The sequence below is a fragment of the Blautia hansenii DSM 20583 genome, assembly GCF_002222595.2.
In the GTDB taxonomy this organism is placed as follows: domain Bacteria; phylum Bacillota; class Clostridia; order Lachnospirales; family Lachnospiraceae; genus Blautia; species Blautia hansenii.
In genome coordinates, this window is the sequence record NZ_CP022413.2 from 1,542,010 (window position 1) to 1,556,971 (window position 14,962).

The 14,962-nt window shown below is 35.8% G+C and carries 19 protein-coding genes and 2 pseudogenes; 5 read left to right on the forward strand and 16 right to left on the reverse strand.

The genetic code is table 11. The annotated features are described in order from the left end of the window. From CGC63_RS07670 to CGC63_RS07720, 10 genes are all read right to left on the reverse strand, one after another. On the reverse strand, positions 1-567 hold the full coding sequence (locus tag CGC63_RS07670; RefSeq protein ID WP_172620989.1) for a hypothetical protein: 567 nt from the start codon (positions 565-567) through the stop codon (positions 1-3). 25 nt (positions 568-592) lie between these two features. Beyond that, the gene (locus CGC63_RS15655) at positions 593-940 is read right to left on the reverse strand and encodes a hypothetical protein (protein WP_242970491.1); all 348 of its coding nucleotides are present in this window, start codon (positions 938-940) and stop codon (positions 593-595) included. Positions 941-1,313: 373 nt separating this feature from the next. Beyond that, on the reverse strand, positions 1,314-1,778 hold the full coding sequence (locus CGC63_RS07680; protein ID WP_039959497.1) for a hypothetical protein: 465 nt from the start codon (positions 1,776-1,778) through the stop codon (positions 1,314-1,316). Positions 1,779-1,833: 55 nt separating this feature from the next. Next, a complete protein-coding gene (locus CGC63_RS07685; protein ID WP_004221621.1) occupies positions 1,834-2,415 on the reverse strand; it encodes a DUF6652 family protein in 582 nt (193 codons plus the stop codon). Further along, positions 2,415-2,945: a hypothetical protein gene (locus CGC63_RS07690; RefSeq protein WP_004221619.1), complete on the reverse strand. Its 531-nt coding sequence runs from the start codon at positions 2,943-2,945 to the stop codon at positions 2,415-2,417. Before CGC63_RS07690 ends, CGC63_RS07685 begins: the two co-directional genes overlap by 1 nt. A gap of 311 nt (positions 2,946-3,256) precedes the next feature. Continuing rightward, positions 3,257-3,598: a hypothetical protein gene (locus CGC63_RS07700; RefSeq protein WP_004221615.1), complete on the reverse strand. Its 342-nt coding sequence runs from the start codon at positions 3,596-3,598 to the stop codon at positions 3,257-3,259. 63 nt (positions 3,599-3,661) lie between these two features. Further along, entirely contained in the window at positions 3,662-4,399 is a 738-nt protein-coding gene (locus CGC63_RS07705; protein WP_004221614.1) for a hypothetical protein, read from the reverse strand. Between the two features lie 73 nt (positions 4,400-4,472). Then, positions 4,473-4,811: a hypothetical protein gene (locus CGC63_RS07710; protein ID WP_004221613.1), complete on the reverse strand. Its 339-nt coding sequence runs from the start codon at positions 4,809-4,811 to the stop codon at positions 4,473-4,475. A gap of 25 nt (positions 4,812-4,836) precedes the next feature. Further along, positions 4,837-5,166, reverse strand: a complete 330-nt coding sequence (locus CGC63_RS07715; RefSeq protein WP_004221612.1) for a DUF4274 domain-containing protein — start codon at positions 5,164-5,166, stop codon at positions 4,837-4,839. A 27-nt stretch (positions 5,167-5,193) separates the two neighbouring features. Continuing rightward, complete coding sequence (locus CGC63_RS07720; protein ID WP_004221611.1) at positions 5,194-5,415, reverse strand: hypothetical protein; 222 nt, start codon at positions 5,413-5,415, stop codon at positions 5,194-5,196. Positions 5,416-5,753: 338 nt separating this feature from the next. Between CGC63_RS07720 and CGC63_RS07725 the strand changes: the two genes are divergently transcribed. Next, positions 5,754-6,182, forward strand: coding sequence for an Abi family protein (locus CGC63_RS07725; protein WP_233447395.1), 429 nt, complete (start codon positions 5,754-5,756; stop codon positions 6,180-6,182). 16 nt (positions 6,183-6,198) lie between these two features. On the opposite strand, the gene CGC63_RS07730 is transcribed toward CGC63_RS07725, so the two are convergent. Both CGC63_RS07730 and CGC63_RS07735 read right to left on the reverse strand, forming a co-directional pair. Then, positions 6,199-7,343, reverse strand: a protein-coding gene (locus CGC63_RS07730; RefSeq protein ID WP_089438678.1) for an IS3 family transposase whose coding sequence is annotated in 2 segments (ribosomal slippage) — positions 6,199-7,095 and positions 7,098-7,343 — 1,143 coding nt in all. Because the reading frame shifts where the segments join, the coding sequence is not laid out codon by codon here. Positions 7,344-7,415: 72 nt separating this feature from the next. Continuing rightward, positions 7,416-7,784: pseudogene (locus CGC63_RS07735) on the reverse strand (YtxH domain-containing protein); the annotation flags it as partial. Between the two features lie 17 nt (positions 7,785-7,801). Here CGC63_RS07735 and CGC63_RS07740 point away from each other — a divergent pair. Then, a pseudogene (locus tag CGC63_RS07740) lies at positions 7,802-7,993 on the forward strand (IS3 family transposase); the annotation flags it as partial. A gap of 144 nt (positions 7,994-8,137) precedes the next feature. On the opposite strand, the gene CGC63_RS07745 reads toward CGC63_RS07740, so the two are convergent. After that, positions 8,138-8,818 carry a hypothetical protein gene (locus CGC63_RS07745; protein WP_003021564.1) on the reverse strand — a complete coding sequence of 227 codons (681 nt, stop codon included), beginning with the start codon at positions 8,816-8,818 and terminating at the stop codon, positions 8,138-8,140. A gap of 134 nt (positions 8,819-8,952) precedes the next feature. Between CGC63_RS07745 and CGC63_RS07750 the strand changes: the two genes are divergently transcribed. Continuing rightward, the gene (locus CGC63_RS07750; protein ID WP_003021562.1) at positions 8,953-9,213 is read left to right on the forward strand and encodes a helix-turn-helix domain-containing protein; all 261 of its coding nucleotides are present in this window, start codon (positions 8,953-8,955) and stop codon (positions 9,211-9,213) included. 27 nt (positions 9,214-9,240) lie between these two features. Here the strand turns inward: CGC63_RS07750 and CGC63_RS07755 are convergent, their stop codons facing one another. Together CGC63_RS07755 and CGC63_RS07760 are read right to left on the reverse strand one after the other, a co-directional pair. Further along, positions 9,241-9,555: a DUF6050 family protein gene (locus CGC63_RS07755; RefSeq protein ID WP_003021560.1), complete on the reverse strand. Its 315-nt coding sequence runs from the start codon at positions 9,553-9,555 to the stop codon at positions 9,241-9,243. A gap of 499 nt (positions 9,556-10,054) precedes the next feature. Continuing rightward, entirely contained in the window at positions 10,055-10,807 is a 753-nt protein-coding gene (locus CGC63_RS07760) for an inositol monophosphatase family protein (RefSeq protein ID WP_040351139.1), read from the reverse strand. Between the two features lie 160 nt (positions 10,808-10,967). On the opposite strand from CGC63_RS07760, the gene CGC63_RS07765 reads away from it, so the two are divergent. Then, positions 10,968-12,662 carry a S8 family peptidase gene (locus tag CGC63_RS07765; RefSeq protein WP_052530453.1) on the forward strand — a complete coding sequence of 565 codons (1,695 nt, stop codon included), beginning with the start codon at positions 10,968-10,970 and terminating at the stop codon, positions 12,660-12,662. An 80-nt stretch (positions 12,663-12,742) separates the two neighbouring features. Further along, a complete protein-coding gene (locus tag CGC63_RS07770) occupies positions 12,743-12,970 on the forward strand; it encodes a hypothetical protein (protein WP_003021548.1) in 228 nt (75 codons plus the stop codon). A 287-nt stretch (positions 12,971-13,257) separates the two neighbouring features. On the opposite strand, the gene CGC63_RS07775 is transcribed toward CGC63_RS07770, so the two are convergent. Next, on the reverse strand, positions 13,258-14,955 hold the full coding sequence (locus CGC63_RS07775) for a MutS-related protein (protein ID WP_003021542.1): 1,698 nt from the start codon (positions 14,953-14,955) through the stop codon (positions 13,258-13,260). Positions 14,956-14,962 lie beyond the last annotated feature (7 nt).

The window sequence follows — 14,962 nt, forward strand, 5'->3', positions numbered from 1 at the left end:
CTAATCTCCCTTCTTTCTAGTATATGCTTGATATAATTTTGCTCGTAAAACTGGTCTTGTTGCCGCAGCCATAGCGGATAAAGCAATCATGCTGACTAAAAATAGTACCAAAACCATAACCAAATTCGTCAGGTAAAAGATCCACAATATTACCACGGAAATCAAAGTCCATAGATATATGATCATTTTTTGCGTTTTTAAATCCTTTTGCCCTTTCTGCAGCAATTCATCAGATAGGATATACGGCACTTCTACTCCCTCATTTTTTATCTTTTTTGCTATGTCATTTTCAAAAAATAATAAACCAATGTAACCGATACTAAGGCACAAAAAAGCGATAAAATGTTTCAAGCAACTATTTTGAGCCAATACCATATAAACCTTAGCATTTAATAAATATCCCAAATACAACGTAACCAAAATACATAATTGATATTTTAAGGAAAATGAAAATTTTTTCCCTGTTTTATATCGTATTATTTTTTCTTCTTTATTGTCATAATATAAAACAGCGTACTCATTTTCCCTGCATACCTGAATATATCTATTTCGTTCCAAAAAGAACATCTCCCTCTCTGTTTGAAAACTCATTTCAAACATTACTTGTCCGTAAACATTTTTTTACTTTTGCCACTTCCATAAATTCTCCGTAATGGAAAAAGATAACCCCTATTATTCCACCTAATAAAACCAGAAACATCCCAGTAAGATGAGCTGTCTGTATTATAAGAATCATCCCAATAAGAAAAATAAGCAAACCTATAAAGGCAATAAAACCTAACGCCCTTCTGTTCCATTTCCCCAGCGTGTATAGCTTTAATACCTCCTCTTTTTCCATAGGAATTCCCATTGTGTGTTCCTCTATGTATTGGTACTTTTCTATGAATGATTTTTTCACTTTTTTATCAATCAGAACTAATATTCCAATTACCAGAAACAACAGCAGCATCCTACCATTTTTAGGTAATATACACGTTGAGATACCTGCTCTAAAAGTATTGCTAATATCCCACCTGAGATGAAAACAAATGGAATACCTCTTGTATTTTGTTTTGCATAATATGTTGAAAGACAGATTTTATATACTTTCTGAGATTGTAAATCAAAATAATATTCATCTGTTCTTTTATCATTATTTTTATAACATAATTTTAGCATTCTACTCTCCTAGCACTACCACTTCCTATTATTCAATAACGAGTTTCAATTATAAATCAATGAACAAGATCAAAGGGATAATACCCTGAAAAATTCTTCCTTTTTCAATTTATCACACATCATGAATCACCTTCTTTATGACCAACGGCTGATTTTTAGTTTTTACAAGCCTTTTGAATCATCTGGCAAACTCTCTCTACATTCTCTTTTTGTCCTTGAATATCAGAACCGATTGCATTATTCATAAGGGAGATTTTTAATTTGTTTTTTTCGAAATATACCGTTACAACTTTTCTTCCCGGCAAGAGTCCACCCTTCACTTCTGCTTTTGTGATACATTCCATTGGAATAGATATTCTGTTTTTAATATTACGAACGTCTACAGAGTCAACAACAACAAAATTCAAATGTTGCTCTGTAACACCTATATAACAGTAAGCATTACTTAATGCTCCTAATGCAGCAGCTCCACCTCCTACTATCGCAGAGAGTCCTCCGATTGCTGCATAAGTTTTGGAATCAGCCATTAAAACTCCCCAAAGTTTGCATAGATACTCTTCCTTTTCATTTAAAATAGAGTCTAACATTTCATTTTTATCTTTTTCATTCATTGTGATCATAATCATTCCTCCAAAATATTTTTCACTTGTTATTAAAAATCATCTTTCCTGCAATTTATACAAATGACGCAAACACGTCTAACAGAATCAAAAGAATTATGAGGCACATTCCCCCCAAAACACAGATTGTTGTTTTGACCAAATGCTTTTCCTTTATTGTCAGTATCATCATGGAAAGCACATCAAACGAAAAAAGAAATTGGCATATACCGGACAGAATCGCCACTATTTTTGAGTATTTTCCTTCTTTACACGACTTTATGATATATGCAAGTGCATAGGGAGATGCTCCCAACAAAATTCCATAACCAAAAATCAAAAAGACAATCGTTACAAGTCCAAGCAATGCCATTAACGGTAATGGAAATAATGCCGCAACCGTTACGCCGATCGTAATGCTACCTCCAATCAAATAAAACGGAATCAAGCCATATTTAATAATCAACGTACAGTTTAACAGTGTTTTTCTTGTCCACTTTCTTCCTACGGTTAATACAGTAATCAAATTAACAACTCCCATAATAAACGGTAAAAGAATTGAAAGAATCTTCAATTCCATTACATGATCAAATAAACCGGGTAAAAGAAAAAATGTATAAGATACAATTACATATAAAGTTGGAATTAAATATGCCATTACCTTTCTCCTCTCAGTATTCTACTTGCAATTTTCCATCCCTTTATGGGATGATTTCCTATAAAAGCGATTGTCAGTAAAATTGTCAACAAGCACATCAATGAATTTAAAAAAGCATATACCAAAACGGATGGAACAACCCATATCATTAGGAAATGAGAGGCTGCACATATCCCAACCATGACAAGAATCAGAAAAATGTATGTAAAAAAATATCTGTGATTCTGTTTTGCCATTGCCTGCTTTTCTTTTAGTCCACAGGGATAGATTCTTACATTTTTTTCAATTTTTCTTTTTGCACGTTTTAGCATATATCCAGCGATAAGTACGCCTAATGCAACTCCGATCCCCACAGAAATCCAATACAACAGATTTGCATCAAAAGAAATTGGCTTTTCTATTTTCCTTACAAACGCATATATCACAAGTGAAATTCCAGCAATGATTCCAACAGAAAGCCCGTTCCCACCTTTGCTTTGCTCAAGAATGAACATTTCTCCGGTCTGTTCCTCATAATAATAACTGTTCATTGACTTTGATTCTGTGTAAATCCGTATATATTTCATCAAAATAGCACTCCTTTTCTTTGTCGATAATTTATAATAGAATTATATATTATCAGATATTTCTTGTATATATTTTTTTTACACATGACATCATAAAAATTTTTATGCAAAAAGCAGCCTGATCAACAACCAGACTGCCTATCCATTTATTCAAATTTTGTCTACATAATTTATACGCTTTTTCAGATTTAATGTTTAGCAACGCTAGGAATATTGGATTGTACATTAGTCCTACAACATTTATGAGACCATTATATGTGGAGACATAATTAAATTTATAACCAACCATATGCCTGCAAATATTTATCTGGTATTCGTAATCTTATCTGCTCATCTACATTTTTCCAAAATGCAGCAAAATCACAATCATTATCCCACTCTCTATCATTTGGTAACGCAATAGCATCATCTCCACACACTATATTACATCCAAAATGCCCTCTATCATAATTGAATACAAGCACAAAATAATTATATATCGTACATTTTATACTAAACATTTTATATGGCTCATCTGTAAGATTAAAAAGAGTTATATTATTTATCTTTTCATTAAATGTTTCCTTGGCTGTTCTAATTATATCTCTTGCTATTTCATTTGATTTATTTCTCTGCATACCAAAATCCTCCTTCTTCTCTTAAATACAAATAATCACCATTTTTTTTAAATATTTCCACTCTTAATCTTTTGCATTATTTTGATTTTGTTTTTTCCACTCTTTGTAATCTTCTTTTGTTTCTTGTAAACTTCTCACATCTTCCATTTTTTCTAAAATCACTTCTACATCTGGTTGACTGTGCTGTTCTGGTAGAGAATAGAAAATAATGTTATCATCATTTGTATATACTGAAATATTTAAAACCAAATTACTTTCTACAATTTCCTGCATGATATGGGAAATTTCTTCTGCATATTCCTCGTCTGTTTTTCCATCATTAAGATATATGCTTGTTTCTATTTCATATTCTCTTTTTTTCAGATATTCTTCTACACTTTCCTTACCATTCCATTCTGTCGTTGTTGTATGCCCTTGTACTTCAAGTTGATAATTTCTTATGAAAGGCTTATCTTGAAATAAAGGAGTTGCAAGTTCTTCTATTTCATCAGAATAGTAATAAACATGATAACCATCCTTAAAAAGACCAGTATTTCGTGCATATACAGTAGAAGTTTGAGAAGAATTTTCTTTACTAGAAACTTCTACGCTAATCCAATTCAATCCAATTTTTTCTTCTTTGTACTTCTTCACTTCTTTAATGGTAAATTCTTCATTGTATTTGTCCTTTAATTTTGCTAATACATATTTTTGTGCTTCTTCACTTGAATTAAAATCATGAGAATAACCACCACAACCACTTAACAGCCCTAAACCAAGCACACTTGCTATAATACTCAATACAATTTTTTTATATCGCATAATTGCCACCTCAATGTGATTTTATGATTTAACATAGTTCTATAAACTGGTAGTTGTAGTTTAAATTTTATTTTCAAATTATGGACTGTTCAATAAATGCTTTTACTGCATATACATCTTTTAATTCTTCATATCGAGGAAATCCATCAGAATTATACTTTGAGTAAGTCAAATGAAAAATATAGTAGATGTCCGCATTCCTTCCGTTGTCAGTAACATATAACACATCATCATTAGATTCACACTTTGCTACTGCCCAAATTCTTTTGTCATATAAGAAGTGATCTTCCCCAATTTCATTTTTCAATTCAGTAACAAACATTCCATCAGCCTGTGTTAACGGAAGCATATACCAGTTAAAATCTTCACCATATTTATCATATAAATCACTAAAAACTTCTTCTATTGTCATTATCAATTCTACCTTAAATTCTAAGTTATAAGTCAGTCAAAAAAATTTTTGAAATACCTTTTTTCTGAAGTTTGTATTTTTGAACTTGGGATAATGGAATTTCAAATGCTGTGCTTGTCTTTGGAAATTTATTGTTCAATATATCATCATAGAGAACGGTAATAAATTTCCTCCATTCTTTTAAGTCAGTTGTCTTTGTTGAATCGTCTAAGAAAGCATAACCATCACTTAAATAAAATATCTCTAATGCTAGTGCTAAATCACAACTGGGGGCAGCAAGTATTTGTTTTGGAATTTCAAATCCGTCATCCCAGTTGTATTCATTTAGCTTACTTCTCAAATCATTATATACCATTTTTATATCTCCCAAATTCAAAGTTGTCTATTCATTTTTCGTAACAGCATCAACGATTTCTTGATATTCTTCATCTGTTAATACTTTCGCCCATAATCCATAGTGAACTTCATCAAATTCTTCATAAAATATAGGATCATTCGACTGGGTAATAGGAAATAATGCATGTCTATCTTCGCCCATCACACGATAGGGGGCAAGATTGCATAAAAAGCCTTTGTAATATATTTTCACTTCATATTCCTCCACATACAATTTGGATTTGTTTTATAATATTATACTTTATCCACATAAAGAATGGAAGAATTTTTCTTGCTCCGCAGCCTAATAGAACGCTATTTTTTTATACTTATAGTCCCCTTCATTCATTTCTCTGATGTATTATTTACCCAGTCAATACATATACTACCCTAGAACCTTATAATCCTTTGTAAATCTCCTGTGGAAGATTCCTTCGGAAACAGTTGACATTTTTACATTGGTTTGTTATATTAGGTTCAGTGATCGTGTTGCGGAAACTTGCGAAGCCCGTAACCGGGGGAGAGCCTGCGGGTCTCTCCCTCTTTTGCTATATAGAGGTGAATACTATGACGAAAAAAACATTTGCCAGCTTTGAGCAGCAAATACAACATTTAGAGGACAAAGTAATCATCATATCTGATCGAGCTTATGCAGAAGCCATGCTCAAGCAAATCGGATATTTCCCTTTGATTGGTGGGTACAAGCACTTATTCCGAGTTCCTTTTACCAAAACATATAAAATAGGAACAACATTCGAGGAAATTGTTGCCTTATATGAATTTGACTCTGATTTACGAGATTTATTTTTTAAATATTTACTCCAGATCGAACGTAACCTCCGTTCGCTTATGTCCTATTATTTTACAGAAAAGTATGGGGAATCACAGGACGCCTATCTGGATAGTTCAAACTATAATACGAACCGACGCAATCAAAAAGTAGTAGCTCGATTGATTTCCACCCTAAAGTATTGTAGTGGTCAAGCATTTTTGTAACACTTTGTTCGAAAATTCACCCGGCATATCGAGCTTCAAATGGTGTTTTCCAATCATTGTAGGAATGAGGACGGACATGATTGTACCATACGTACACATATCGGTTTAGTGCTTCATCTAAGCTGGCTGCATCATAAAAATGATTAGGATATATCAGTTCATTTTTTAGTGTGTTATAAAAGCGCTCCATCGGTGCGTTATCATAAGGACAGCCTGCCTTACTCATACTCTGACAAATCCCCCTGCTTTCACAATAATTGATAAACCCCCATGATGTAAACTGGCAGCCTTGATCGCTATGTAAAATCAATCCTTTTTCAGGCTTTTCTTCCATCAGTGCCTTCTCTAAAGTTGCTTTTGCCAATTCCGTATTGATATAATCCGAATTTAAAGTGGCAACTATACTACGGTCATATAAATCAAGAATAGAGCAGTTATAACGCATTTTTCCATTCCTCATACGGATATAGGTGAAATCTGTACACCATATCCGGTTTGGCTCCGTACAATGGAAATCCTGCTTTAGGAGGTTTGGGAAAATCTTATTTTTTGTTCCATGGACATATGCCGGCTTCTTTCTCATGATCCTTGCATGAAGTCCCAGAATTTGGTTCATATATTTATGGACGGTAGTCTTACTTAGAGAAATCTCCTGCCTTTTCAAAAAGATCCTCATGGGTCTATGTCCTAAAATTCGGTTGTTATTATAATAAATGGTTTTAATTTGTTCAAAAACTTGTTGCCGATGCTGCAGAAAAGATTTCTTCCGGTTTTTCCGGTAATTATAATAAGCATTGGGATAAATATGGAAATGCTTTAATAACCAGCGTAACCCAAAGAAATCCTTATGTTCATCAATAAATCGATAAGCCTCTAATCGATTTCCTTTGCAAAGAATGCCGCCGCTTTTTTTAAGAAAAGATTTTCCTTTTCCAGTTCCTGGATACGCTTATGAAGCTCGTGTATTTCCTTTGCATTTTCTGAAAAAGAGGGAGAGGTTTGTGGCTTTGTAGACTGGCATTCTTCGCTGTATTTTTTTACCCATCCTACAAGGGTGGATTTTGCAACCTGATATTCTTTTGAAAGTTTTGGATAGCTGGTACCTTTTAAATATTCCTGTACCATCTGCTTTTTAAATTCTTCGCTGTACTTTTTGGTCATGGTGGTTTCTCCTTGTTCGTTTTATTCTATTTTATCCGAACGGAATGTTACAACTTTAGTATACCACAACACACGCTTGAAGTCGGACACGCTGGACTTTGCCTTTTCCTTTGCAGAATACACCGCATAAGCGGTCTGAGTCGGCATATCCTTGATATTTTCTTTGACAGCGTTTGCCTTGTCTTTCACTTTATTTTTCGTATCTAAGACAGCACCCACCTTTGAGCCTGCACGCTGTCCCATGCTGGAAGTGGTATTGCCCCGATTTTCTTTAGAAGCCGTATTTTTTCTTTCGGCTCTCTTGCCAGCAACGGCACTTCCAGCCACCGCACCAGCCACACCGCCCGAAATACCGCCAGCACTTACCGCCCTTGCAATACGATGTTCCATACGTCTAGCCCTATGTCGCATAAACAGATACGGTCTGCGGAAAATTCTTCGTAGCTCATTGCACAGATAATGGTCCGATGAAAGGCTTTTGGGGAATCCTAAAACGAGAAATGTACTACAAACAAAAGTTTCATACTAGAGAAGAATTAGTTCAGGCAATTACGGAATATATGAATTATTATACAAATGATCGTCCGCAGCGTGGACTTGGAATCTTAACACCGATGGAATTTTACGAAAAACAATTATTAGTAGCATAAAAATGTTGCCCGGCATATACTGGGCAACACAAAAACTTTATATTTTTTTATTTGTCTACTTGACGGGTAGCACACCAAACCATATAATGGGAGATATTTATTTAGAAAATTATAGTTCATTTCTTCATATCACTGAAAGTATCCTTAAATCCGTTCTGGCACATAAAATGCTTCAACCCTAATTTCATTTTCTTCATGTTCCATATTTATCCAATAATCTCTTACCATACATCCTGCATGATAATCTTGCAAAGAGTATATTTCTAAAGTCTGAAAATCGACTATACAAAGTGGTATTACTTTCTTTTCTTCGTATTCCCATTTTGAATATCTCAAGCTCTCTGTAATCTTATCTAAACATTTCTGACACAAATGCTCCGCCAAAAAATTCATATCCAACTTATAAGTATCTGGAAGCATTATTTCCGCATTTGCCATTCCCCGGCTTGGTGATCCACCAGTCGAATAGAATGTACCTCCTGTATTGGTATATGTAATCTGTGAACCTTTAGAATCCTTATAGCTATCTAATCTCAATTCCACTATATACCAATCCAACAAAGATATAATTCCAATATCATCCGATCCCTGAAATACCCCCATTAGACTTTCATTGTTTAAACCGCATAAATAACATGTACTAATATCTTTCAGTTCGGACTTTTCTCCCTCAAAAGATATCTCTACTCTCTTTTGGCTGTGCAGCCATTTCTCTCTAATCTTTTCTTTCTGCCCTGCCATAGTAATTAAGGTAATAAACAATAAAACCATTACCCAAAATACCCACTTTTTAATTCGATAGCATCCCTGTCCATTCAATTTCATATTCCAACACCTTTCAATAAATATCTTTTTACTATTCCACTAAGTGGACTCATTCTAGTCCCATTGTATCATTTTCACCCGTTATGATAAAGATAAAAAAGGACTAATATGAGTCCAGATATAAGAGGGTAATTATGGAACAAAAAATCAAACAAACAGATATCTTTATTGGAAAGAACATACGAAAAATCAGATTATCCAAAGGTATCCATCAAACCGAACTTGTCCGTATGCTTCAGTTACAGAATATAAATATCACAAGAGAATCTCTTGTTAAAATCGAACGTGGAATTCAACACATCACAGCTTCGCAACTTCGTGGTATTCGGGATTGTCTGAATACTACTTACGATGAATTGTTAGAACCTGATGAAACAGAAAAAGCAAGTATGTAGCACTCTTCTCATACTTGCTTTTTTCTGTTACCAAACCCGCTCTACCATTACAGTAAAAACATCATATAGTAATCTTAAAATATATCCTATCACAACAAAACCACCCATGATGCACCCAATAATTATATTCATAGTCCATACACCAACAGTACCACCAATATCTAAATTTTTAGGTATCAACCATAAATGAATTTTATATATGCCAAACGGAAAACCAATTAGTAACCACATTTTGAATATATCAATCTGTCCTTCTTCTATGTAAAAATAGTGCATTAGCCATCCCCACAAGAATATAAACACAGCTCGTACTATTGATTTTCTTAATCTTTCCTTCATCATATACACCCCACTCCTCCCAATACCAGCAAATCACTTTTAATAATACCAAACTCCATGTACTTAAAGCATAAAACCTTTAATCATAATATCTCTTTCTTCCGGGCGGAAAGAAAATCAGTATTATAAAATCAACCAGCAAATTTATACTCTAACCACCTTGAGTTATATTATTGCAAACCTCCTTTTCACCACTATATTTTGACTCTGATACCGGTACTCATCATCAAAATTATCATAGTGTTTCTCATTTTTTCGTAGGACAAAAGTCAGCGAAACCCTTGTATTTACTGGGTTCTTTCTAACTTAGCATTATAATAACTCATTCCCCTGTGTCTAATACAGCAACACCTATTCCTTTTCCTGTCCAAAGTTCGTCTCCTGTATTATCGTGCCGATAATTGCCGGCTGCTTTTTCTTTGTCCATGACAAAATTTCCTTTTTCATTAGTATATGTAACGGACATAGAAAAGTACGAAAACAGAGTTCTTTACCATTCTTCTTACAAAAGTTTTAACAACTCCCCATGAATATTTCCGTTTGTTCCTACTACACTGCCTCCTTCTCTGGGATTAAGGGGATTTCCTGCAAAATCAGTTACTATTCCTCCTGCTTCCTGAACTAAAAGCATACCCGCAGCATAATCCCAAGGATTTAGATATATCTCGAAATATCCGTCCTGCCTTCCACAGGCAGTATATGCCAGCTCCAGAGCCGCAGAACCAATTCTACGGACATCCTGACACGCTCCGAAAACTCTGCGAAATCGTGCAAAGTTTTCGTCAGCAAGTTCTCTTTTTGCAGTTCCAAGACCAATGATTGTATCTGAAAGTTTTTCTGCCTTTGATACCTTTATCGGCTGTCCGTTTAGGAAACTTCCTTTTCCTTTTATTGCAGAAAATATTTCTTCATGGAAGGGATTATATACAATTCCCATAACAATTTCATCCTGATAACAAAGCGCTAAAGATACAACACTATGTTGATAATCGTGCATCAGATTTGTTGTTCCGTCAACCGGATCTAAAATCCAAAAGCTGTCGGCTTTCATTTCCTGCAATCCGGTTTCTTCACCGAGAAATTGAATATCTGGAGCAAGAAGAAACAATTCTTTTTTTAAGAAATTCTGCACTGCAATATCTACCTGTGTTACATAATCTGCTACCCCTTTTTCCTTTACATGAGCAGCCATTTCACGGTTTTTAATTAACTCTTTTGTCTTTGTTACCAAACGAATAATTTTCTCCATATTCATAGACATTTCCCTCATCGCTTTCCATTTACCGATACCATGAACAATAGTTTCTGCTTTTATTATATATACGGAAATCTTTCATGTAAAGTTCCGCTGGCAATCTTGGCAAGTTTTCTCCCCTCCTTTCATAGATTGAAAGAAAAGTCCTATGGAGTTGTTTATGCCATCAAAAAAAGAATTTATTCTCTCAGAAAAATATGCGGATATTATTCTACCCGTATATTCTGATTTTTTAGAGGAATACGCAGAATGGGGAGCGCAGATTTTTAACCGCTATTATGGAATGGTACACTATCCCTTAGAAGAGGAATTTTACCCTGATTTTTACGAATATGGATTTTTTTACAACACTCTGCCAAAGCTCTATACTCTCCTTGATACAGTAAGTCTGGATGCTTCCGGTATTACGACGGTGCAGACGCAGCCTGTTTTAAACTTAAAGGGAGCAGATGTGCTTTTAGGATTTATTGACACAGGCATTGATTATACACATCCTGCATTTCGAAGAACAGACGGAAGCAGCAGAATTTACGGTCTCTGGGATCAGACAGTTCAAGATGGTACGCCTCCCTTTGATTTAGAATATGGAAGTGCTTACAGTAATGAGGACTTAAATAATGCCCTTACCGCAACAACGCCCTTTTCCGTAGTTCCCAGCGAAGATACTAATGGGCATGGAACCTTCCTTGCAGGTGTAGCGGGAGGAAGCACTCTTCCCCGGTCCGATTTTAACGGCGCTGCTCCGGAAAGTATGCTGGCTGTTGTAAAATTAAAAGAAGCAAAACAGTATTTAAAAACACTTTTTTTGGCCAATGGCGAGCAGCCGGCATATCAGAGCACAGATATAATGATGGGCATTCGCTATCTTACTTTATTAGCTGAAAAACTGAAAAAACCACTTGTACTGTGCTTGGGACTTGGTACTAATCAAGGCCCTCATGCAGGTGTTTCGCCGGTAGACTCTATGCTGGGCATTGCCGACAACTATCGGGGGATTCACTCTGTTGTCGCTGCCGGAAATGAAGCCGGAAAGGCACATCACTATTATGGGAATTTTTCCGGAAACGAAACTTTTAAAGAGGTTGAAATATTAGTAGCCGAGAACACTTCCGGATTTTGTGTGGAGTTTTGGAGTGACCCTCCTGAAGTCTATGCGGTTGGATTTGAGTCTCCTTTAGGAGAAATCGTACAAAAATTATCTCCCCGTATCAGCTTTAGTGAAAACATTTCCTTTATCTTAGAAAACACAAAAATATTTGTCAGTTCAGAAATGTTCCAGACAGTTTCAGGCAATCAACTGATTTTCATTCGTTTCTCCGAACCTACACAAGGTATCTGGAAAATACGGATTTATACTAATATGCCGGGGCAGGGAACCTTTCATATGTGGCTTCCGATTACAGGGCTTGCAAGACCGGACATTACCTTTATACAGCCAAATCCAGACACCACCCTTACTGCTCCTTCAGACTCTGCTTCTGTGATTACCACAGCCGCTTATAATGCTTACAATAACAGCCTGTTTTTAAACTCCAGTAGGGGATATACAAGAAGCGGTCAAATAAAACCGGATTTAGCTGCTCCCGGCGTCAATGTTTTTGGACCAGCCCCGAACAATCGTTTTACCACTCTGTCGGGAACTTCTGTATCTGCTGCAATTACAGCCGGAGGATGCGCTTTGTTGGTAGAATGGGGTATGCGCCGTACTCCTGCCAGAATTTTCAATAACACAGAACTGAAAACTTTGCTGATAAGAGGAGCAAAGCGAAGCCCTGAACGCTTATATCCCAATCGGGAATGGGGATACGGAACGTTGGACATTTATCAGGTACTTTCTACTTTAACTCTTTCCTAAATTTTTTTTGATTTCTTTGCACCATTTTTCTTTGTTCACATAGTATGTAAGTGTAATCAAAATTTTTGGAGGATTTATTCATGAGTGATTTAGCTGCTACAAACTGTGGTTGCGGATGCGAAGACAACTGTGGAGGAGGTATGACACACAATTTCGGTGATTGCAACTGCATTATCTGGATTTTGTTATTATTATGCTTCTGCGGTAACGGATTTGGCGGAGACGGCTGTGGATGCGGCGGAGATAACAGTTGTCTTTTACTGATTATCCTGCTCTTATGCTGCGGCAACGGACACGGCTTTTGCTAATCTTTTTCTCCGCAGTGAGCCTTGCGGAGTATCTTTTATTTCATAGGACGAAAATTCTTCAGCAATAAGAAAAAGGGGATACCGTTTCGGTATCCCTGTCTGTAAGATAAGATATTCAGATTTTACAAAAAGATGTGCCTGCTTTGCAGAAAAAGATGTGTCTCTTTCTCGTGTATTTTCTTCTTCTTTTCTAAAATATAAAAAGAAATTTTTTTCCTTTTGTTATGATTTATTATGACAACTTTCTGAAAATCTGTCAATATTTCTATGCAAAATTTTACAATTTTCTATCTTGCTTTTTCGACATTTTTCCAACTGCCGGAAGCTTCAAACTCCTCTACTGCTCTTTTCGCCTCTTCAATCAATGTTTTATCATAGCCAATCATTTCTAAAAGGCGAATGGCATTTCTGGTAGTTACTCTTCCTTTTTTCAGAAGATAGTTAAACACAACGTCTTTTTCTCGTACTTCCTCTTCGAAATGATAATTTTCATAATATTCCTGAAGCATATAGGACAATTCAATATCATGAGTTGCCGCAAAAGACAATACATTGTTTTTACAGATGTGCGCTAATATTTGGGAAGATGCTCCAATTCGCTCAATGGTATTGGTTCCTCGTAATACCTCGTCAATAATACACAGCAGATTTTCGCCGGATTTTGCAGCGTCTAAAATTCTCTTTAAGGAACGGATTTCTACGATGTAATAGCTTTCTCCGCTTCCTAAATCATCTCGTAGCGCCATGGAAGTCATGACCTGAAAATAAGGTGCGCAATAAGAAGATGCCGTACAGGTATAAATAGTTTGGGCAAAAATACTGTTTATGGCAATATTTTTCAAAAATGTAGATTTTCCCGAAGCATTGGAACCGGTTACCAAAATGCCCCCTTTGGCAGAAATACTGTTTGCCACGGGATTTTCAATCAACGGATGGTAAAGATTTTCCACATCCATATACGCTCTTTTCTCTTCCCTAAATTCAGGACAAGTATAATAAGGCAAAGTTTCACGAAAAGATGCAATGGAAATCATGCTGTCTATATAACCTAAAGTATAAATCAGCTCCTCCAGTTCCTTTCGGTTTTCCTTCATGGACTTCATCATATCCTGAAATTTAATCAAATCAATATGAGTCAGCATACGAATGTAATCCATAAGCATGCCTTCCAGTCCGCCTCCCGTTGAACTTCTGTCAATAACAAGCGAGGAACGTTTCTGAAAGCCTGCCAGCCTTTTCTGTGCCGGTATTCCTCTTGCCATGGCAGCTTCCAGCTCCGGTATTTTTAGCTTTTCCAGTTTCTTATAAGCTTCTAAAAGCTGCAATACATTTCTGAAGCTGGAAAGATAAGCATCCACCTCCTGCTTCTGTGTCATATAAGCGCCGATATTCACAACACAGACCAAAAGAAACAAAAAGACTCCGGGATTAGGCGCCAAAATAAAGACAAGAAGCGACAGGAAAAAAGCGCTGCAAAATCCAATCTGTACGTTTTTTCCTTTGATGTTTACTTCTGTTGTTACATGAATATTTTCGTAAATACTATTGCTGCCGGATTTTCGCACAGAAGCAAGAATAGTCTGCACCTGCTCTCTTATTTCCTGATTTTTAGCAAAAAACAGCATCAACCGATTGCGATATTTTAGTTCTTTCTCTTCAAATACCGGTTTTCGCAAAATATCATACAGACAATCTCCTCCTACGGCGGAAAAAGTCTGGTTCAGCAGCATGAAAATACGGTCCATGTCTAAATCATTCCATGTGATATCGTCAATGAAAAAGCCTTCTTTTTCTCTCTTATGAAAAAACTGCGAAATATGATGGAAATCTTCATACGTATATTCCCGGTCAGGTATTTGTCCCCAGGCATTTTTTAATTTCTGCTGCAAAAAAAGCTTTCGTCTTTTGTTTTCTGACAGCATAACTGCTGCTGCCGATAAAAGCAGCAGCGCAATTATTCCAATTCCTACAACTGTTTCACTCATGAGGTCA